Below are 19635 nucleotides of genomic sequence, written 5' to 3'. Positions count from 1 at the left end.
CTTACTTGTGCAGCTGGGTCAGGCCGGTTGGCGGACCATCGACCCCGGTCCAGCCGCCATCGACGAACAACGTGCTGCCGCTGACATAGCTGGCGGCATCCGAAGCGAGATAGGCGACTGCCGTCGCGACCTCGTCGGCACTGCTCCAGCGGTTGAACACGGTGTGACCTGCATAGAGATTGAAGATATCGGGACGCTGCTTGAACGGACTGGTCAGCGCCGTCTCCACGATGCTCGGCGCGATCGCATTGACGCGCACCCCGGCATGGCCGACCTCGGAGGCAAAGCCCTTCACCAGGAGACCGATCGCCGCCTTGGTCGAGCCATAGACGCCAAGGCCCGGTTCGATGGTCACCGCACGCACCGAAGAGCAGGCGATGATGCTGCCGCCCTTCTGCCCGACCATGATGCGGCCGAACGCCTGGAAGAACCAGACCGCGCCCTTGACGTTGAGGTTCAGGACGCGGTCGAGATCCTCCTCGGTGTAGTCGAGGATGGTCTTGCGGATGTTGAGCCCGGGCGTGGTCACCGCAATGTCGAGCCGCGAGAATTTCTCCATCACGATTTTTGCGAGCGCATTGACGTCCGCAGCGCTCGAAGCATCGCACGCGGCAGATTCAGCCCAGCCGCCCTCGTCGCGGATGCCCGCGGCTGTCGCCTCTGCCGCCTCAAGCGCGCGATCGGCGCAGACGACGCGGGCGCCGAGCCCGGCCAGCGCCTCGGCCGACGATTTGCCGATGCCCGATGCGGCACCGAGCACCACGGCCGTCTTGCCGGTCAGATCGAAGAGCTTGCGATAGTCGGTCACGGTCACATCCTTTTCTTGTTGCAGCCAAGCTGCTCGTTGCGCGCCAAACGACCGGACACGAGAGGTCCGGGCGCAACGTTCGTACACCCGGCAGCCGACGCATCAATCCAAAAACGGCATCGATCGATGCTCGCTTCAACTTGGACTCCGCGCTCCGCGCGCCCTTAGGAAGGCGGACGGGGAAATGGATTCAAGGGAGGGGCGCTTGGGCGCGGACATATCCGTCATGGTCGCAAGAGAAATCTCGCGCTCGGCTTTCGGTTCGAGAACGGCCGTTTCTTGCTGCAACGCAGCAGAGACCCCCCTCCCAATCTCCTAGTTGATCTTCTCGCAGCTCGCTCCGTATACTAATATATCAATTCACAGAGCACGCATGACCGCCCGCTCGACGAAGAAAACTGAAGCCGCGGCTTCCGCCATGACCGGCACTCGCCGCGGCAAGCCACCGCAGCGCGCGACGGCCTCGTCGCGCATCTATAGCGAGCTACGCAGCGAGTTGGTGACGATGCGACGCCGGCCCGGCGAAGCGATTTCGGAGTCCGAGATCGCGCTCAGCTACGGCGTCAGCCGCACGCCGGTGCGCGAAGCGATCCTCAAGCTCTCCGACGAGGGCCTGCTCGACGTTTTTCCGCAATCGGGAATCTTCGTGTCGCGCATCCCGCTCGCCGCCCTGCCCGAGGCCATCATCATCCGCAAGGCGCTGGAAGAAACGACGGCGCGGCTCGCCGCCGAACGCGCGACGACGAGTCAGATCCTGCAATTGCACTCGATCGTGGAACGTCAGCGCGAAGCGGATGAAGCCGGAGACCGTACTGCGTTTCACCAGGCCGACGAGCTGTTCCACGCGACCATCGCCGACGTCGCCAGACATCCCGGAATCTGGACGCTGATCCTGCACGTGAAGATGCATGTCGATCGCTATCGCCAACTGACGCTGCCGGTCGCCGGGCGCATGACGCAGGTGATCGCCGAGCATGAACCGATCGTCGCGGCGATCGAGGCGCACGATCCGCAACGTGCAGGGATTGCGATGGAGCGGCATCTCGACCGGCTGCTCCGCGACATCTCGGAGACGCAACATACCAATCCGGAGTTTTTCGCCAGCACGGAATGACCGGATCTCCGGTCAACAACGACACACACCGAAAGAAGTTAATGAGGGAGGACGACCATGCTACGACGTGATTTCATCAAATTGAGCGCCGGACTTGGCGCAGGACTTGGAGCTGCCACACTCGCTCCGATCTCGTCGGCCCGCGCCCAGACCAAGGCCGTGTTCAAGGCCGCCGACGTGCAGCCGGTCGGCTATCCGACGGTTGCCGCCGTCGAGAACATGGGCAAGAAGCTCGCCGAGGCAACTCAGGGCAGGCTCTCGATCCAGACCTACCCCTCCGCGCAACTCGGCGCCGAGAAGGAAACGATCGAGCAGACCCAGATCGGCGCGATCCAGATGCTGCGCGTCAGCGCCGGCGCGGTCGGCCCGATTGTCGACGAGATCAACGTCGTCAACATGCCGTTCCTGTTCAAGAACATCGCGCAGTCCTGGAAGATGATGGACGGCGAGGTCGGCCAGGAGCTGCTCGACAAGATTACCGCGAGCCCGAACGCCAATCTCGTCGGTCTGTGCTGGATGGATTCCGGCGCGCGCAGCTTCTACAACACCAAGCACCCGATCAAGTCGATCGCCGACGTTCATGGCCTGAAGCTTCGCGTGATCGGCAATCCGATCTTCATCGACATGGTCAATGCGCTCGGCGGCAACGGCATCGCCATGGGCTATGACCAGGTGTTCTCGTCGCTGCAGACCGGCGTGATCGACGGTGCCGAGAACAACCCGCCCAGCTACGTGTTCAGCAACCACTACACCGCCGCGAAATACTACTCGCTGACCGAGCACCTGATCATTCCGGAGATCCTCTGCTTCTCCAAGCGGTCCTGGACCGCGCTCTCCGCCGACGACCAGGCGCTGATCAAGAAGTTCGCCCGCGAAGCCCAGCTCGAGGAGCGCGAGCTCTGGAAGAAGTACGAGACGACCGCGATGGAGAAGGCCAAGGCCGCCGGCTGCCAGATCGTCGAGATCGCCGACAAGAAGCCATTCCAGGATGCGGTCAAGCCGGTCTGGGACAAGTATGGCCCGAAGTACCAGGCCATGATCCAGCGCATCCAGGCGCTCTGAGCCTGTTCAAACCGGAGCCAAAGCGCGGCGATCACTCATCGCGCTTTGGCCTCGACAATCCGAACCACTGACAGGGCAGGAAACGCGGATGGCCGCACTGTTTCGCCGAGCGATGGACTTCCTCTATCTATTGTGCGTGCTCGTCGGCTGCACCGCACTGGTCTTGATCTCCGCGGTGATTCCGTGGGCGGTGTTCACGCGCTACGTGCTCAACAGTGCGGCTTCCTGGCCGGAGCCGATGGCGGTGTTGCTGACGATCGTGCTGACCTTCATCGGCGCCGCCGCCGGCTACCGGCTCAACCTGCACATGAGCGTCGCCTATTTCGCGAAGAAGCTTCCGCCGCCGCTGCAGCGGGCAACCGACATCCTGGTCCAGCTGCTGATGGCGCTGATCGCGCTGTTCATGGTGATCTGGGGCGAGCGCCTTGTCGAAGTGACCTGGCACAACAGCATTGCCGACTTCCCCTCGCTGTCGGTCGGCGTCACCTACCTGCCGATTCCGATCGGCGGCGTCTGTCTGCTCCTGTTCGTGATCGAACGGATCTTCCTCGGCGTGCCACCCGACCCGATCGGCAAGCACTCCGAAACCGCCCCCTTCGAGTGAGCCGGGAGTTATCGCCATGGACATCTTCATCCTCCTCGGCACGATGATCGCATGCTTCCTGATCGGGATGCCGATCGCCTATTCGCTGGCGATGGCGGCCATCGCCGGCGCGCTGTCGGTCGGCATTCCCCTGGAAGCGTTGATGCTTAAGATCTCGGACGGCGTCAGCAAGGTTGCGATGCTGACGATCCCGTTCTTCGTGCTCGCCGGCGCGATCATGGCGGAAGGCGGCATGGCGCGGCGGCTGGTCGCCTTTGCCGACGTGCTGGTCGGCTTGACGCGCCTGCGCGGCGGCCTCTCCATCGTCAACGTGCTGGCGACGACCTTCCTCAGCGGCATCTCCGGCTCGGCAGTGGCCGACACCTCTGCGATCGGCTCCGTGATGATCCCGCAGATGGAGAAGAACGGCTATCCGCGCGTGTTCGCGACCAACCTCACCATTTCCTCCTCGGTACAGGCGCTGCTGGTGCCGCCGAGCCACAACGCCGTGCTCTATTCGCTCGCCACCGGCGGCACCATCTCGATCAGCGCGCTGTTCATGGCAGGCGTTTTCCCGGGGCTGCTGATCGGATTCTCGCTGATCATGCTGTGCCTGGTGATTGCCTATCGTGAAGGTCACCCGCAGGGCCGCACCGTGCCGGCCAAGGAAGCCATCAAGATCACGATCGATGCGGCCTGGGGCCTGATCACGCTCGTCATCATCCTCGGCGGCATTCTGGGCGGCATCTTCACCGCGATCGAAGCCGGCGCGGTCGCCTGCATCTGGGCGTTCTTCGTCACCATGTTCGTCTACCGCGACTACAAATGGCGCGATCTGCCGGTGTTGCTGCACCGGACCTTGCGCACCGTCGCGATGGTGATGACGCTGATCGCCTGTGCCTCCGCGGTCGGCTACATCATGGCGCTGACGCAGATGCCGGCAAAGATGACGGCGTTCTTCCTGTCGATCTCCAGCAACAAATACGTCATCCTGTTGCTGCTCAACGTCCTGCTGCTGCTGCTCGGCACGCTGCTCGACATGGCGCCGTCGATCCTGATCGCGACGCCGATCCTGCTGCCGGTGATGCAGAATTTCGGCGTCGATCCCGTCCACTTCGGCATGATCATGCTGCTCAACCTCGGCATCGGCCTGTGCCATCCGCCGGTCGGCGCGATCCTGTTCGTCGGCTGCGCCGTCGGCAAGGTCTCGTTGGAAGAAGTCATGCGCAAGATCTGGCCGTTCTACGGCGTCATGCTGTTCGTGCTGATGCTCGTCACCTACCTGCCTGAAATCTCGCTCTGGCTGCCGCGTCACATCCTGCACTGAAGCGGGCCGCGCCGGCTTGACGTCGTCGGCGCGCCCCTGGAGCAGACCGGCAGGATCACTCGCCGTCGAGGCCGCTCTCGGCGAGTTCGCGCAGCGCATCGGTGTCGAGCACGACGATGGCGCCGTGCTCGAGCCGCACCCAGTTACGGCCGGCCCAGGCACGCAATTGCTTGTTGATGCTCTCGCGCGTCATGCCGACCATCTCGCTGATCTCCTGCTGGGTGATCGCGAGGGTGCCGCTGCCGGAGTCGAACTTGCGCTCCTCCGTGAGACCGAGCAGCGCGCTCGCGAGCCGGCCCGGCAGATTCTGCAAAATCACCTGTTCGACCTGCTGGCTGGTCCAGCGCAGCCGCGCGCAGAGCAGCTCGATGAATTTCATCGCAAGCGCCGGCTGGCTCTTCACGAACGGCAGGAAGTCGCGGCGGTCGATGATGTAGAGTTCGCAATTGGTGTTGGCGGTGGCATCCGCCGACCGCGGTGCACCATCGAGCACGGCGATCTCGCCGAAGATCTCGCCCGGACCGATCAGGTTGAGGATGGCATTCCGGCCATCAGGCGACGAGGAGGAAATCTTCACTGTTCCGGAGATCACCGCGAACAGATTGTTGCCGGGATCTCCCTTGGCAGCGATCGTCGCACCGCGCTTGACTGTGGAGTGCTTGGCGTAGCGGCAGAGCTGATCGAGAGCCTCTGGCTCCAGATCCGCAAAGATCGGGTGCTTGCGCAGGACCGATAGTTTGTTTCCCGCCGATTGGCGGGGGTCGCCGGTCTTGTCCTGAGGCACGCCGCGGGGCTCCTAAGACTGCGAGGCACTGGAGTTCCTGCGTAGTCAACGTTCTCAGGCTTTTCAACCGGAAAGCACGAACACAGCTTGAAGCAAGTGTTGTTAAAATGCCGCGATTGCGCCCACGACGGCGCACCCACAGGGTGCGTCGATGCGTTTCGGCCGATGCAGAGTTGCGGATACAGCAACGCGCGGCAGGGCCCGAGCACCGCGAAACAGGCTCAATGAGCCGCGGAAGCCGCGGCTGCCGCGCCAAAAGCGAGTGCGATCTCGGGAAATTCAGCGCTTCGTATCGGAATCGAGTCGGCCCGTGCTGGTCTGCCGGTCGGCCCAAGCCAGCGCTGCGGCGAACGCAACAAAGATGGCTACGACCACAATGGTCACCAGCAGCGCGTCAATCGGCATCGTGCCCTCCCACGGATTTGAGCCATTATCCGCGGCGCGTGGCCGGCGTCTTTGATCGGGATCAAAAATGAGCCAGTAGTCTGGCGCGGCCGGGAATCAGGCCGCAGCCAGCGCCTCGACTCGCGCGGGATCGCGCAGGCTGACGCCGCCATGGACGATCTCGATCGCCCCGTGCCGCTCCAGCTTGGTGAAGGTACGGCTGACGGTCTCGATGGTCAGTCCAAGATAATCTGCGATGTCCTGCCGGCTCATCGGAAGGGGCACCGTGTTCGACGCTCCCTTGAGCGAGACCAGCCGCTCGCGCCAGCAGAGCAGAAACGTCGCGACCTTTTCATCCGCCGAACGACGGCCGAGCAGCACCATGTGGTCGCGGGCCTGGCTCAACTCCCGTATCGCCAGTTCGTTGATGCGCTTGAGCAGATGCGGCCGGTCCTCGATGAAGCGCCCGAACGGCGCCTTCGCGAACTGGCACACCGTCACCGCACCAATCGCATCGGCCGAGAAATTGTGGCGGCCGGATACATTCATCCCCAGGAAATCGCCAGGCAGCGCAAAGCCAACGATCTGCCGGCGACCATCGGGCAGCAGCTTGTAGAGCCGCATCACGCCTTCGAGGAGATTGTAGAACGAGGTCGTGATCTCCTCCTCGGAGAACACGGTCTCTCCTGCGGCGAAATGCACCCGGCGTCCGAGATGCTCGAACTCCCTGAGCTCGGCCGGGTCCAGCGATGCACACACTGCGAAGCCGCGAACCGCGCAATCGTCGCAAAAATGGCTGTTCGGCTCAATCATCGTCACGGAAGCCTTCATCCACCGCTCCAAGCGCCCCCGAATCTCCGCAACCAAAGGAGTTCACCGCGCTGAATGCATTTTTACTGCATTGCGCCAGAGCCTGTTGACCCAGATCAAATTTGGCGCCCGTCCCCGCTCCTATTCTGGGTCAAGAGTTCGACCGGACCAATTTCCATGCGAAATGTGCTGCCCCTCACTTTGATTGGGCTGTTGCTGATCACTCCCGCGCTCGCTGCGCCGACGGCGGAGCAGCGTGGCAAGGCCTATGCGCGGGTCAATTGCGCCCGCTGCCACGCCATCGACCGCCATTCCGCCAGCCCGCTCAAGATCGCTCCACCGTTCAGAACGCTGGACCAGCGCTACCCGATCGATTCCCTGGAAGAAGCGCTCGCCGAAGGTATCTATACCGGCCACGCCGACATGCCCGCCTTCGAGCTCGAGCCGGACCAGATCCACGATCTCCTGTCCTATCTCAAGACGCTCAAATAGTTTCGAGCATCACACCATCTGCACCGTCCAGCCGATCAATTCCCTGGCGATGCGGGCGAAGGCTGCGTCGAAGGCGTCGACGGCCGCGGCCGGCTCGATCTTGTCGAGCTTCTCACTGGTCTCCACCAGACGCGATCCGATCACCTTCCCGCTCTTGTCGACGATCCGCGCCGACAGTCCGATCTCGACCCGTGTCTCGCCCTCCGTGGCGATGCGGAAACGCCTGATGTCGATCAGGAGTTGGTAGTCCGCCTGCCCCAAATCGGTCGTCCGTAGCGGGGCGTGCGCGATATCGTAATTCTCGAAGCTGTCGATCAGCCGCGCCTGCACCAGCTTGGGAATGCTGTCGGCCCAGAGGAAGTCGGCGAAGCCCTTGATGTCGCCAACCGGCGCGAACAGCATGCGCTGAGTCTGAAGCATCGCGACGGCGGTCGGCTCCGGAATCGATAGCGACGCCGAAAGCGTCTTACCGACCGGTCCAATATCCCGCGGCGTGAGCAAATCGTAGGTAACCTTTTGCGCAGGCGTGCCACCGCCGGTCATCTTCTCGAGGCCAGCCAGAATGCCGTCGATCTTGCCGGTGTTGCGCGCCAGGCCGTCGGAAAACGTCTTGAGATTGGCGATGGTATCCTTGAGCGGGCCGGAATTGTCCTCGAGCACGGTGTCGACGCGCCGCAGGGCATCGCGCGCAGCCTGGGTCATGCTCTGGCCCGCGCCGGCCTCGGCGATCAGGGTCAATGGCTCGCCGGATTTGGCGACGATCATGCCCCCCTCCAGCGTCACCACCGGCACGCCGGTCAGCCCCTGGAAATCGAGCCCGACCTTGGTGTCGGTGCGCACCGGCGTCGTTGCGGCGACCGAGATCGTGGCGCTGACGAAGCGCGGATTGTCGGGCGCAAGACCGAGCTGCGTCACCTCGCCGACGCGAATGCCGTTGAACAGCACGCCGGCGCCGACCAGAAGACCCGGCACCGGCCCCTGGAATTGCACGTGGTAATTCGTACGCGGCCCGATGCCGCCGCTGTTGTTCAGCCAATAGACGAAGCCGAAAACCGCAACGATCGCGGCCAGCACGAAGCCGCCAATCAGCACATAGGGCGCGCGAGTTTCCATGTCTCATCTCATTTCATGTTGCAGCATCTGCGAGCGCTTGCCGTGGAAATAGGCGCGCACCCACGGGTGCTCGGATTGCAGCAATTCTCGCATCGGCCCTATCGCCACGATCTTGCCGTCGGCGAGCGCCGCGACGCGGTCGCAGACCGTGGTGAGGCTCGCAAGGTCATGGGTGACCATGAAGACCGTGAACCCCAGTGTCTTTTGCAGCGTCCGGATCAGCGAGTCGAAATCCCCGGCGGCAATCGGATCGAGGCCGGATGTCGGCTCGTCGAGGAAGAGGATCGGCGGATCGAGCGCGAGCGCGCGCGCCAGCGCCACGCGCTTGGTCATACCGCCGGATAGCTCCGACGGATATTTGTCCCCATCCTGCGCCCGCAGCCCGACCATCTCGAGCTTGGCGATCGCGATCTCGTCCATCAGCTCCTGCGACAGCGCGAGATTTTCGCGAAGCGGAAACTGCACGTTCTGCTTGACCGTCAGCGATGAGAACAGCGCGCCTTGCTGAAACAGGATGCCCCACGTCGCCGCCCGGCTTTGGTCATGCGTGCCACCGATCGGCCGTCCCATGATTTCGATGGTGCCACTACGACGCGGAATAAGGCCGATGATGGTCCGCATCAACACCGACTTGCCGCCTCCGGACGCTCCTACCAGCCCGAGGATCTCGCCGCGGCGGACGTCGAGCGACAAATGATCGAGCACGGTCTGGCGGCCGAAGCCGACCACGAGATCATGGACGCCGATCGCGAACTCTGCCTGCGCCTCGGGCATCGTCACATCCCGATCGAGGCGAAAAAGACCGCGAACAGGCCGTCCAGCACGATCACCAGGAAGATCGACTTGACCACCGACGTGGTCGTCTGCCGGCCGAGCGACTCCGCGCTGCCCTTGACACGCAATCCCTCGCTGCAGGCGACGATCCCGATCACCAGCGCCATGAACGGCGCCTTGAGGATACCGACCTCGAAATGGGTGACGGAGATGGCCTCATGCAGCCGCGCGATGTAGATCGACGGTCCCATATCGCCGTAGAACTGTGCGACGAGGCCGCCGCCATACAGCGCGGCAATCGATCCGATGAAGGCTAGAATGGGCAGCGCGATGACGAGTGCAGCCACGCGCGGCAGGATCAGGACGTCGACCGGATCGAGCCCCATGGTCGAGAGCGCATCGATCTCCTCGCGCATCTTCATCGAACCGAGCTCGGCCGTGTAGGCGCTTCCCGAGCGTCCCGCGACCATGATGGCGACGATCAGCACGCCAAGTTCGCGCAGGACGAGGATGCCCACCATATCGACAGTGTAGGACTCCGCGCCGAACCTGCGGAAATGAAAAAACCCCTGTTGGGCGATGATGGCGCCGATCAGGAAGGTGATCAGCACGACGATGGGAATCGCCTGGAACCCGATCCGGTTGAGTTGATAGACCAGCGATGTCAGCCGCAGCGAGCGGGGCCGCCGCGCGACACCGATCACGGCGATAAACAGGGCGCCGAGCATTTGCAGGAAGACCGCGATGTCTTCGCGGGCGCCGACCGTGGCCTTGCCGAGATCGTTCAATCTCAGCAGGACCGGATTGGGTGCGGCTGCCGGCGCAGGCGTGTGTCGATTGACCTGCCGCACCTCCGCCAACAGACCGCTGAATTGATCCGCCACGCCGACGATCTCGGCTGGCCTTCCCGATGACGCAGCCTGGCGCGACAGCTTTTCCAGAATCCAGGCGCCGAGCGTGTCGAGCGCACCGATGCCCGACATGTCGAGCGTTACGCTTCGCGATCGATCAACTTCCGCGCCAACCGTCCTGCAGAGCGTCTCGAGCGCAGACACGTTGGCTGCGATCCACGGCCCTTCGGGTCGCAATTTGAGCGCATCGCCAGAGGGGGTGGCCAGCAACAGAGGTTCCGAATTCACGCTCATATCCTCATGGGGCGACCGGCCCCAATCGCTGTCTTCTAGGCCGGCACAGGCCGGCTCGATTGACTTGTCTCAAACATAGGTCTGTTCCCCTCATTGACGCAAATCAATCGTCATCGGGTTCGCTCGCATAGGCTCCTGCCATTCAATGGAGACCGCCCATGTTCGACACCGGCAGAATGAGCGACGAGCTGAGAGCCCTGAAGGTCGACGTCACACGTCTGCTGAGCACGGCTGGGGAGGACATGTTCGAGACATCGAAGGACCATGCCGAGGCCCTCGCCGATCAGATCAAGGCCGCGCTGGCCGAACTGGGCGAGACCGTCAGCGAAGAGCAGGAGCAACTCCACGATCTCGTCGCAGGACGCCCCGTGGCCTCGCTCGCGTCCGCCTTCGCGCTCGGCGTGGTCGTCGGCTTCATGCTGAGGAGGCACTAGGTGAATACGGAGAATGTGATCAAGCATCTGCGCGCACTGTGGCGCACGGACAGGATCATAGCGGATATCAGGCTTCGTCATCTGCTGGTCGGGTTCGGCCTGCGCGCGTTCGCGGCGCTGATCGCCGCATTCGGGCTCCTGATGCTGGAACTATCAGCCTATTTCGCGCTACTCCAGATCTGGAGCGCGATCGCTGCGGCCGCCGTCCTCGGAGCGATCAATTTCGCCATCGCGGCGGCTCTGTTCATCGCGGCCGGACGCCCGCCTTCAGGCCGCGACATCGAGCTCGCCAATGAAATCCATGACACGTCGATCGAGGCCCTCCAGATCGAAGCCCGGGCGTTTCAGGGCCAATTGACCGGCGCGGTTCATCATCCGCTCAGCACGATCGTGCCGGTTCTGGTGCCTCTGATTGCCGTCATCGTCAAGAACATGCGAAAGACGACCAGGGAATCCGCCGCAGACACCGCGCCCGAAGCACACTCCTGACCGGCGAGCGTCAGAGCTTCAGCCGGACGTCGCAGATGTCGGGCTCGGCGGGATCCGGCTTGATCTCGAAACCGAGCTGCCGGCACATCTCGAGCATCGCGACGTTCTCCTTGAGCACGTCGCCCGAGATGGTCTTGAGCCCTTCCGACCTGGCGTAGTCGATGATCAGTTGCATCAAGGCCCAACCAAGCCCCCTGCCCTTGAGGTCGGACCGCAGCAGGATCGCGTATTCGCCGCTCTCATAGATCGAGTCCGAGTGAAGCCGGACCACGCCGACCATCTCATTTTTTTCGTCGAACGCGATGAACGCCATGGCGCGCGCATAATCGAGCTGGGTCAGGCGTGCGATGAACTCGTGGGTGAACTCCTTCATCGGCGCGAAGAAGCGCAGGCGGAGATCATGGGCCGTAACGTGACCCAGGAACTCGTGAATGGTCGGCTCGTCCTCGGGACGCAGGGGACGAACCGAAATGTGCCAGCCGTCCTTGAGCGCAAGGCGGCGCTCCCATTGCGACGGATAGGCGCGAACGGCGAAATTGGCGGGGCCTGAGCCGGCAAATTTCGGCTGCGGCGGTCCCACCGCGACACGGGCATCGACGGCCGTCACGCCGGTTTCGTCCGCGAGCAGCGGGTTGATATCGAGCTCGCGAATTTCGGGGATGTCCGCCGCCATCTGCGCCAGCTTCACCAGCACCATGGCGACGGCGTCCGGCTTGACCGCGGGCACGTCCCGATAAGCCTGCAACAATCGCGAGACGCGGGTCCGCTCGATCAGGTCGCGAGCGAGCTGCAAATCGAGCGGCGGCAAAGCCAAGGCCTTGTCGTTGATGATCTCCACTGCCGTGCCGCCCCGGCCGAACACGACGACCGTGCCAAAAGTGGGATCGTCGGCAAGGCCCAGGATCAGTTCGCGCGCCTTGGCCTTGACGACCATCGTTTGCACGATGACACCGTCAATGCGGGCTTCGGGCCGCAACTTCCGCGCCCGCGCAAATATGCCGGCAGCGGCCCCGCGCACCGCAGCCGGCGTGGTCAGATTGAGCACGACGCCGCCGACGTCGGACTTGTGGATGATGTCGCGCGACAGGATCTTGAGCACGACGGTGTCGCCCTGCGCGAACACCTCCTCCGCGTAGCTGACCGCCTGCTCGACATCGGCAGCCGCATAGGTCGGCACCATCGCGATGTCATAGCACCCAAGCAGATGCTTGATCTCGACGGGCTCGAGCCACTTGCGCCCGTCGGCCATGGCCGTCGCGACGATCTGCCTTGCCGTCGCGACATCCGGCACGAACGTATCGGGCATCGCCGGCGGCACCTGGCTCAATTCGTCGACCACCTCGCGATGCCGCACCAGATGCATGAAGCCGCGCACTGCATCGTCTTCGGTCGGGTAATTCGGAATGCCGGCGGCCGACAGCGTCGCAATGATCTCCTGATCGGCCCCCACCCAGGCTGCCAGCACGGGCTTGGCCCAACTGCGGTGCTTCTGGCGATATTTGACGACGAGTTCCGTCACGGTCGTCGCGATCGCGGCGGCCGATGCAATCGCGGTCTGCACGTTGAGCACGAGGACCGCATCATTGCCGGGATCGTCGAGCAGCACCTCCAGCGCCGCCGCATAACGCGAGGCATCCGCGTCGCCGACGATATCGACGGGATTGGCGCCGGACCAGGTCGGCGGCAACACCGCATCGAGCTTCTCGCGCGTCTCGGGCTTCATGGGGGCGGGAATTCCGCCAAGGTCCGCGAGCCGATCGACAGCCAGGACGCCGATGCCACCGCCATTGGTCAGAATCGCGAGACGCTTTCCCGCCGGCGATCCGATCCGACCGAGCGTCTCGGCACAATCGAATAGCTCCCGCAGATCCGACACGCGCAGGACTCCGGCGCGGCGGAAGGCTGCATCATAGACCGCATCCACACCGGCGAGTGCGCCCGTATGCGTAGCGGCCGCTTTCGCACCCTGAGCCATGCGACCGGGCTTCACCACGACGACAGGCTTTACACGGGCGGCAGCGCGCGCCGCCGACATGAACTTTCGCGCATCCTTGATGGCCTCGATGTAGAGCAGGATGGCACGGGTCTTGTGATCCATCGCGAAGTGGTCGAGCAAATCTGCGATGTCGACGTCGATCTGATCGCCGATCGAGACAATGCCGGAGAAGCCGACGCCACGCTGGGCAGCCCAATCCACCATGCCGGCCGCGATCGCGCCCGATTGCGAGATCAGCGCGAGGTTCCCTGCCCCGGGCATGTGCGCGGCGAAGCTCGCATTGAGACTTGCGCCGGGCATCATGATGCCGAGGCAATTGGGACCGATCAGCCGCATGCCGTATTTGCGGGCAGCGGCGATGGCAGCTTCCTCGAGCGATCCCGGTCCGTGCCCGAGCCCCGCCGAGACGATCAAGGCGCCGGCCGAGCCCCGCCGGCCGGCCTGGTCGATGATTTCAGGGACTTCGCGCGCGGGCGCAGTGATGACGACCAACTCAGGCACGAACGGAAGCTTTTCCAGCCGGCTCACCGCGGCAACGCCGCCGATCTCGGCATGGCGCAGGTTTACCAGGCCGAACTGCCCTTTGAACCCCGCCTTGCCAATGTTTTCGAGGACCGCGCGCCCAACGGACGCCGGGCGGGCACTTGCGCCGACCAGCGCGACCGATCGGGGCGACAACAGGTTTTTCAGGCGATAAGTCGACATGATCACAATCGTTCGATCGGGCAACGGGTCCGACGGAAGCTAACCCGGATGGAGGCTGAAACGCACCTAGTGCGACATCATCACCCAGCATGGTGGCTGGCCGATGACGGTCTTGGTCACGCCGCCCCAGACGGTCTCGTTCAGGCGCGAATGATGATAAGCGCCCATGACGATGGCGTCGACGGCATGGGATTGTGCCCAGCTTCCCAGCACCTTACCAATCGAGCTGCCGTTGCCCTTCACCGTCTCGAACGAGGCATAGATCCCGTGTTCCCTCAAGTGATGGACGAGACTGTTGCCGGACTGCGTGATCGTATCGTCCTTGTCGTCAGCCACGGTGATCACGCGCACCACAGCGGCGGCTTGTAGGATGGGTAGTGCGTCGCCGACCGCGCGCGCGGCACGCGCCGAATGGTCCCAGGCAATCATGACGTTCTCGAATTCGGGCCGCAGCGCCTCCACCTGCTCCTCTGGACATAGCAGCAACGGCCGCCCGGAGTGGAACAAGAATGTTTCAACGAGGTTTTCGGTTCGGCTGTGGTGCGGCTTCACCGGGATCAACGCGAGGTCGCTGAAGCGCGCATGCTCGGCCAAAGTCGATGCGATCTGGTCCGCCGGCACCTTGCCCGATCGGCTTTGGGCACGAATGCCGGCTCGCGAGGCTGCGTTGGTGAACGCATTCAGCAGTTGCTGTATCTCGCCCGCCTCGCGCACATTGCTGAATGCGGCGGCCTCCGGGTCGTCAGGGAACACCACTTTCGGCCGCACGAAAGCATCGTTCGCGAGCGCGAGCCCCGTGATCCTGGCGCCGAGATCGGCGGCAACGGCAACGCACTTCTCGATTGCAGCCAGCGTGGGAGCCTGGGGTTCGCCGACGAGCGGCAGAAAGACGTCCTTGATGGGCATCGGATTCTCCTTGGCGGCCAGAATAGGCCGCCTTCGGTCCGGGCGCTTGATCCTCCTCAAGCCGGGAATACTCCGCATCGCCAGCCGACGACAGGCCTTGACGGAAGTCAAGAACTGGTCGCAGCTCCGGAGTAAGCGTTACCTCGGCTTGCGGCCGGACCGCTTGGCGCCCCCATCCGCATGATGCCGGCAGCGATGACAGTCAATTCGACGACCCAGGAACGGATTTTTGCGGCACTGACCGCGCATGCCGGCGTGAAGCGGATCGATACGCACGGGGCTTCGGTCTTCCTCGACGGGGCGCGGGCGCTGAAGGTGAAGCGGGCGGTCAAGTATCCGTTCCTCGACTATTCGACACTCGAGAAACGCAAGGCGGCCTGCGAGGAGGAGGTCAGGATCAACCGGCCGCACGCGCCGCAAATCTATCACGGCATCGTGGCCGTCACGGAGGAGCCGGACGGGTCGGTGACGATCGGCGGCCACGGCCGGCCGATCGAATATGCCGTCGACATGGCGCGTTTCGACGAGAACCAGACGCTGGATCATCTGGCGAAGGCCGGACGGTTCGATTCGGACTTTGCATCGGCCATCGCGGACGCAATCGCGGCCTCGCACCTAGCCGCGACGCCCACCAACGGCGAGGCATGGGTTTCCTCCGTCCCCGCCTTGATCGAGGGCAACAGCAATGGCCTGCGGTGCGGCAATCGTTTCCCGGCAGCAGAGATCGAGCAGCTTGCGCAGGCCTCGCACGCCGCATTCCTGCGCGTCCGATCCTTGCTTCAAGAGCGCGCCCGCCTGGGCTTCGTGCGCCGGTGCCACGGCGATCTGCATCTTGCGAACATCGTGCTGATCGAGCGACGGCCTGTCCTGTTCGACGCCATCGAGTTCGATGCACAGATGGCGACGGTCGACGTGTTCTACGACCTCGCATTCACGCTGATGGACCTGCTGCACCACGATCAGCCGCTTGCCGCAAACGTCGTTCTGAACCGGTACCTCGCCGCAACGCCGCTCGACAATCTCGACGCGCTCGGCGCGCTGCCGCTGTTCATGTCGATCCGCGCAGCTATCCGCGCCCAGGTGACGCTGGCGCGGCTGAAGCCGGCCCGTTCCGACGACGCCGAGATTGTTGACGAGGGCCGTCGCTATTTCGGTCTCGCCCGGACGCTGATCCAGCCTCCCCTTCCCCGTCTGATCGCGGTAGGGGGACTGTCGGGCACCGGCAAATCGGTTCTGGCGCGCGCGCTCGCGCCGATCGTCGCGCCGCAACCAGGCGCCGTCGTGTTGCGCAGCGACGTCATTCGCAAGCAGATGTTCGGGGTCGCCAACACGGAGCGGCTGCCGCCATCTGCCTATACGCCCGAGCTTGCCGAGCGGGTCTACGCGACCTTGGCCGAGCGCGTCCGCCGCGTGCTGGCCCAGGGTCATTCGGTGATCGTCGACGGCGTGTTCGCCCGCGATGCCGAAAGAGACGCCTTCGCCAAGCTGGCCCAGGATAGCGGCGTGCCTCTCACCGGCCTGTTTCTGGTGGCTGATCTGGCGACCCGGCAGGCTCGAATCGGCAACCGCAGCGACGACGCGTCGGATGCCACGCAAGAGGTTGCCGCGTTGCAGGAGCACTATAATATCGGCCACGTCGACTGGACGATCATCGATGCATCCGGGACGCAAGCGCAGACGCTCCAGGGCTGCCGGAACGCGATCACTGACGGCAGGCAAGGCAATCTGATTGGCGCGGGCTAGGATGGCGCGACCCAGCACGAATTCGACAATGCTCGGCAGCGCCTGGCCTGCGGCGGGCCGTAGGTTGCCCGGCCGCCTCAGCGCCGGCATGGCCTGCGACACAGCATTTCGGATCATCGCGCGCCGTCACCTCGCTGCGGTCCTGGCCCAGCATGACGGCACCTGCCGTGGCGATCCGGAGGCGCTGCATCAGATCCGAATCGCGCTGACCCATCTGAGGACCGCGATTCGTTTCTTTTCGCCCATGGTCGACGATGCGCTGCGCCCCAAAGTCTGGACCGAGCTGAAATGGCTGAACAGCCAGCTCGGCATGGTACGGGACCTCGACGTCGCGATTGAACGCGTCGTAGCGGAAGCCGGTGACGAACTCGCCGTGATCGCCGAGCTCCAGCACTGGGACGAGAAACGCGCCGAGAGCCACCGCCTGCTGGCCCGTGCGCTGCAGTCGGTGCGATATCGCCGCTTGGTCGAACAGACCACGAGCTGGATCGATAGCGGCCCCTGGTCGACCCGGCGCAGCAAGGAGGCCATCAGGCTGCGTCGCTGCCCGCTCGCCGACCACGCAATGGCGCAACTGATCGAATGGCAAAGGACGCTGCTCAAGAAGGCGAGGAAGCTCCGCAAGCTCGACGTCGAAAGACGGCACAAGCTGCGGATCCTCAACAAGCGACTGACTTATTCAATCGAGTCGCTGGAGGATCTGTTCGCCGACAAGTCGCTGACGAAGCAGAAGTCGATCCTCAAGCAGTTGCGCAGGGCGCAAAAATCCCTCGGACAGTTGAACGACGACGCACGCGGCCAGACGTTGGCCGCCTCGCTGAACGAGGCCGTCCCCGAGGCCGGCATTCGCTTTCTCGACCGCAAGCGGGAAAAGAAGCTGTTGCGCACCGCTTCGACGGCGTATCGCAAACTCGAAAAGACCAAGCCTTTCCGCGCCTCCGACCTGACGCCCGATCTCGACCCCGAGGACTAGGTCCGAACGTAGTCCCCTGGGGCATCGGGCAAGCCATCGATGTCACCATACCCGATCGGCGGCGGATCGCAGGGCTTGCCCGATCTCGCGATCAACCACCGGCTCCATTCGGGCCACCATGATCCCTCGACATGCGACGCCAGCTTCAGCCATTCATCCGGGCCGATATAGGGCGCGTCCGCTGCCTTGGTCATGACCTGATAGCTGTGTCCGGGCTCGTCGGGCGGCGCGACGACGCCGGCATTGTGGCCGCCGCTCGTCAACAGGAAGGTCAGGTCGGCATCCACCTGGTAGTGGAGCTTGTGCACGGATCGCCATGGCGCCACGTGGTCGGTCAGGGTACCGACGACGAACATCGGAGCATGAATGTCGGACAGCGAGACGCTCTTGCCCTCCACCTGATAACGCCCCTCGGCGAGATCGTTGTCGAGGAACAGCTTGCGCAGATATTCCGAATGCATCCGATAAGGCAGCCGCGTCGCATCCGCATTCCAGGCCATCAGGTCGCTCGGCGCCGCCGCCTCGCCCATCAGATAATCATGCGACAGCCGCGACCAGATCAGGTCGTTCGAACGCAGCAGCGCGAACGCGCCGGCCATCTGCGCCGTATCGAGGTAGCCGCGCTGCCACATGATGTCTTCGAGGAAAGCGACCTGGCTTTCGTTCACGAACAGCGTCAGTTCGCCGGCCTCGGTGAAGTCCGTCTGCGCGGCAAGCAGCGTGATGGTGCCGAGACGATCATCGCCGTCGCGCGCCATCTTGGCGGCGGCGATCGACAACAACGTGCCACCCAGACAATAGCCGAGCGCGTGGGTCTTCCGACCCGGCACAATTCGTTCGATCGCATCCAGCGCAGCCATCACGCCGAGCTTGCGATAATCGTCGAACGCGACGTTCCGATCCCTGGCATCCGGGTTGCGCCAGGAGATTGCGAAGACGGTAAAGCCCTGATCGGTGAGATATTTGACCAGCGAGTTCTGCGGCGACAGATCGAGAATGTAGTATTTCATGATCCAGGCCGGCACGATCAGGATCGGCTCGGGCCGCACGTGTACGGTCGTCGGACGGTACTGGATCAGCTCGATCAGCTCATTGCGGTAGACGATTTTGCCGGGCGACGCCGCGACCGTCCTGCCGACGACAAACTGTTCATTGCCGGCGGGCTTCGCGGCCGACAGCATTCGTACCAGGTCGCCGTACCAGTTCTGCCAGCCGAAAACGAAATTTTCGCCACCGCTCTGAAAGGCCTTCTCCAGCACCTCCGGGTTGGTCATCGCAAAGTTCGACGGCGCCAGCATGTCCAGCATCTGGCGCACCGAGAATTCGACGATGGCGTCATTCGCGCGCGAGACGCCACGCACCCCGGTCGTAGCATCGTGCCACCAGCGCTCTCCGAGCAGAAACGCCTGCGCAAAAATATTGAACGGCGCCGCCTCCCATTGCGGCTCCTTGAAGCGGCGGTCCCGCCCCTCCGGCCGGATCACCGACCAGGGCTTCTGGCCCGATGACATCGCGTGCGCGGCAACTTCCAGCAGTCGACCCGTGTCACGAAGGATATCGTTGGTAATCTCCATCCGGCGCTGCGGCGCCGCGGCGAGGTGAAAGCTCCAATCGAACCAGGCGAGCAGCAAGGCCGCCGGCGAAATCCCGCCCGTAAACCGCGCCAGCATCGCATGGAACGCGCGATCCACAGGGTAAGGCTCCGACATCGGCGCGGCCGCCGGCTTCTCGGCAGCCGGTTCGTTACGCGTCGCAACAGGAACCACGCCTGCGACCGGTTCGACGGGAGGTGCCGGCAGCACCGGCTCTTCGGTCCGAGGAAGGATCTGCACGACGCTCATGGCCAAAAAATCTCGCTCGCATCTGGTCTGCGAGACGATATGACCAGCCGCTGCAAAAACGTTGAGCTGCATCAATTCCGGAGGATTGATCACGATCGCTTCACTGGGAGGGACCGACCTCCTCGGCTTGACCTACGTCAAACCGCACCCCA

19 protein-coding genes are annotated in these 19635 nt (G+C 63.7%); 9 read left to right on the top strand and 10 right to left on the bottom strand.

The window, feature by feature from the left end; genetic code table 11:
• Position 1: 1 nt before the first annotated feature.
• Positions 2 to 808: an SDR family NAD(P)-dependent oxidoreductase gene (locus tag QY049_RS26485; protein ID WP_301270134.1), complete on the bottom strand. Its 807-nt coding sequence runs from the start codon at positions 806 to 808 to the stop codon at positions 2 to 4.
• Positions 809 to 1181: 373 nt separating this feature from the next.
• Between QY049_RS26485 and QY049_RS26480 the strand changes: the two genes are divergently transcribed.
• From QY049_RS26480 to QY049_RS26465, 4 genes are all read left to right on the top strand, one after another.
• Entirely contained in the window at positions 1182 to 1922 is a 741-nt protein-coding gene (locus tag QY049_RS26480) for a GntR family transcriptional regulator (RefSeq protein ID WP_301270133.1), read from the top strand.
• 57 nt (positions 1923 to 1979) lie between these two features.
• On the top strand, positions 1980 to 2984 hold the full coding sequence (locus QY049_RS26475) for a TRAP transporter substrate-binding protein (protein ID WP_301270132.1): 1005 nt from the start codon (positions 1980 to 1982) through the stop codon (positions 2982 to 2984).
• An 88-nt stretch (positions 2985 to 3072) separates the two neighbouring features.
• Complete coding sequence (locus QY049_RS26470; RefSeq protein ID WP_194481532.1) at positions 3073 to 3588, top strand: TRAP transporter small permease; 516 nt, start codon at positions 3073 to 3075, stop codon at positions 3586 to 3588.
• 16 nt (positions 3589 to 3604) lie between these two features.
• A complete protein-coding gene (locus tag QY049_RS26465) occupies positions 3605 to 4894 on the top strand; it encodes a TRAP transporter large permease (protein ID WP_194481530.1) in 1290 nt (429 codons plus the stop codon).
• A 55-nt stretch (positions 4895 to 4949) separates the two neighbouring features.
• Here QY049_RS26465 and QY049_RS26460 read toward each other — a convergent pair whose 3' ends face one another.
• The 3 genes from QY049_RS26460 to QY049_RS26450 form a co-directional block, all read right to left on the bottom strand.
• Positions 4950 to 5678, bottom strand: coding sequence for a Crp/Fnr family transcriptional regulator (locus QY049_RS26460; RefSeq protein WP_194481528.1), 729 nt, complete (start codon positions 5676 to 5678; stop codon positions 4950 to 4952).
• Between the two features lie 279 nt (positions 5679 to 5957).
• Positions 5958 to 6083, bottom strand: coding sequence for a hypothetical protein (locus tag QY049_RS26455; RefSeq protein WP_258766085.1), 126 nt, complete (start codon positions 6081 to 6083; stop codon positions 5958 to 5960).
• Positions 6084 to 6179: 96 nt separating this feature from the next.
• On the bottom strand, positions 6180 to 6893 hold the full coding sequence (locus tag QY049_RS26450; RefSeq protein WP_194481526.1) for a helix-turn-helix domain-containing protein: 714 nt from the start codon (positions 6891 to 6893) through the stop codon (positions 6180 to 6182).
• Positions 6894 to 7049: 156 nt separating this feature from the next.
• On the opposite strand from QY049_RS26450, the gene QY049_RS26445 reads away from it, so the two are divergent.
• Positions 7050 to 7364: a cytochrome c gene (locus QY049_RS26445; RefSeq protein ID WP_194481524.1), complete on the top strand. Its 315-nt coding sequence runs from the start codon at positions 7050 to 7052 to the stop codon at positions 7362 to 7364.
• Between the two features lie 9 nt (positions 7365 to 7373).
• Here the strand turns inward: QY049_RS26445 and QY049_RS26440 are convergent, their stop codons facing one another.
• From QY049_RS26440 to QY049_RS26430, 3 genes are read right to left on the bottom strand one after another with little or no spacing between them, the layout of a single operon-like run.
• Positions 7374 to 8477 carry an MlaD family protein gene (locus tag QY049_RS26440; RefSeq protein WP_301270131.1) on the bottom strand — a complete coding sequence of 368 codons (1104 nt, stop codon included), beginning with the start codon at positions 8475 to 8477 and terminating at the stop codon, positions 7374 to 7376.
• Between the two features lie 3 nt (positions 8478 to 8480).
• Positions 8481 to 9251 (bottom strand): ABC transporter ATP-binding protein, encoded by a 771-nt coding sequence (locus tag QY049_RS26435; protein WP_194481513.1) that lies wholly within the window; start codon positions 9249 to 9251, stop codon positions 8481 to 8483.
• A gap of 2 nt (positions 9252 to 9253) precedes the next feature.
• On the bottom strand, positions 9254 to 10390 hold the full coding sequence (locus tag QY049_RS26430; protein ID WP_301270130.1) for an MlaE family lipid ABC transporter permease subunit: 1137 nt from the start codon (positions 10388 to 10390) through the stop codon (positions 9254 to 9256).
• A 164-nt stretch (positions 10391 to 10554) separates the two neighbouring features.
• On the opposite strand from QY049_RS26430, the gene QY049_RS26425 reads away from it, so the two are divergent.
• The gene (locus QY049_RS26425) at positions 10555 to 10830 is read left to right on the top strand and encodes a hypothetical protein (RefSeq protein WP_194481509.1); all 276 of its coding nucleotides are present in this window, start codon (positions 10555 to 10557) and stop codon (positions 10828 to 10830) included.
• A complete protein-coding gene (locus tag QY049_RS26420; protein WP_194481508.1) occupies positions 10831 to 11319 on the top strand; it encodes a phage holin family protein in 489 nt (162 codons plus the stop codon).
• 10 nt (positions 11320 to 11329) lie between these two features.
• On the opposite strand, the gene QY049_RS26415 is transcribed toward QY049_RS26420, so the two are convergent.
• A complete protein-coding gene (locus tag QY049_RS26415; protein WP_301270129.1) occupies positions 11330 to 14020 on the bottom strand; it encodes a bifunctional acetate--CoA ligase family protein/GNAT family N-acetyltransferase in 2691 nt (896 codons plus the stop codon).
• Positions 14021 to 14086: 66 nt separating this feature from the next.
• A complete protein-coding gene (locus QY049_RS26410) occupies positions 14087 to 14926 on the bottom strand; it encodes a universal stress protein (RefSeq protein ID WP_258766082.1) in 840 nt (279 codons plus the stop codon).
• 195 nt (positions 14927 to 15121) lie between these two features.
• Here QY049_RS26410 and QY049_RS26405 point away from each other — a divergent pair, with 195 nt between their 5' ends.
• Positions 15122 to 16669: a bifunctional aminoglycoside phosphotransferase/ATP-binding protein gene (locus tag QY049_RS26405; protein ID WP_301270128.1), complete on the top strand. Its 1548-nt coding sequence runs from the start codon at positions 15122 to 15124 to the stop codon at positions 16667 to 16669.
• A gap of 1 nt (position 16670) precedes the next feature.
• Entirely contained in the window at positions 16671 to 17642 is a 972-nt protein-coding gene (locus QY049_RS26400; RefSeq protein WP_301270127.1) for a CHAD domain-containing protein, read from the top strand.
• On the opposite strand, the gene QY049_RS26395 is transcribed toward QY049_RS26400, so the two are convergent.
• A complete protein-coding gene (locus QY049_RS26395) occupies positions 17639 to 19483 on the bottom strand; it encodes an alpha/beta hydrolase (RefSeq protein WP_301270126.1) in 1845 nt (614 codons plus the stop codon). The two genes, QY049_RS26400 and QY049_RS26395, sit on opposite strands and share 4 nt — an antisense overlap.
• Positions 19484 to 19635: the final 152 nt, after the last annotated feature.

It is taken from the genome of Bradyrhizobium sp. WYCCWR 13022, assembly GCF_030435535.1.
In the GTDB taxonomy this organism is placed as follows: Bacteria; Pseudomonadota; Alphaproteobacteria; order Rhizobiales; family Xanthobacteraceae; genus Bradyrhizobium.
Note: the sequence above shows the minus strand (reverse complement) of the source record. Positions and strands in the feature narration are given on the sequence as shown.

Coding starts and splice junctions, on each gene's coding strand:
- QY049_RS26480 (WP_301270133.1), top strand. CDS start 1,182: ATGACCGCCCGCTCGACGAAGAAAACTGAAGCCGCGGCTTCCGCCATG.
- QY049_RS26475 (WP_301270132.1), top strand. CDS start 1,980: ATGCTACGACGTGATTTCATCAAATTGAGCGCCGGACTTGGCGCAGGA.
- QY049_RS26470 (WP_194481532.1), top strand. CDS start 3,073: ATGGCCGCACTGTTTCGCCGAGCGATGGACTTCCTCTATCTATTGTGC.
- QY049_RS26465 (WP_194481530.1), top strand. CDS start 3,605: ATGGACATCTTCATCCTCCTCGGCACGATGATCGCATGCTTCCTGATC.
- QY049_RS26455 (WP_258766085.1), bottom strand. CDS start 6,083: ATGCCGATTGACGCGCTGCTGGTGACCATTGTGGTCGTAGCCATCTTT.
- QY049_RS26450 (WP_194481526.1), bottom strand. CDS start 6,893: ATGAAGGCTTCCGTGACGATGATTGAGCCGAACAGCCATTTTTGCGAC.
- QY049_RS26445 (WP_194481524.1), top strand. CDS start 7,050: ATGCGAAATGTGCTGCCCCTCACTTTGATTGGGCTGTTGCTGATCACT.
- QY049_RS26440 (WP_301270131.1), bottom strand. CDS start 8,477: ATGGAAACTCGCGCGCCCTATGTGCTGATTGGCGGCTTCGTGCTGGCC.
- QY049_RS26435 (WP_194481513.1), bottom strand. CDS start 9,251: ATGCCCGAGGCGCAGGCAGAGTTCGCGATCGGCGTCCATGATCTCGTG.
- QY049_RS26425 (WP_194481509.1), top strand. CDS start 10,555: ATGTTCGACACCGGCAGAATGAGCGACGAGCTGAGAGCCCTGAAGGTC.
- QY049_RS26415 (WP_301270129.1), bottom strand. CDS start 14,020: ATGTCGACTTATCGCCTGAAAAACCTGTTGTCGCCCCGATCGGTCGCG.
- QY049_RS26410 (WP_258766082.1), bottom strand. CDS start 14,926: ATGCCCATCAAGGACGTCTTTCTGCCGCTCGTCGGCGAACCCCAGGCT.
- QY049_RS26405 (WP_301270128.1), top strand. CDS start 15,122: ATGACAGTCAATTCGACGACCCAGGAACGGATTTTTGCGGCACTGACC.
- QY049_RS26400 (WP_301270127.1), top strand. CDS start 16,671: ATGGCGCGACCCAGCACGAATTCGACAATGCTCGGCAGCGCCTGGCCT.
- QY049_RS26395 (WP_301270126.1), bottom strand. CDS start 19,483: ATGAGCGTCGTGCAGATCCTTCCTCGGACCGAAGAGCCGGTGCTGCCG.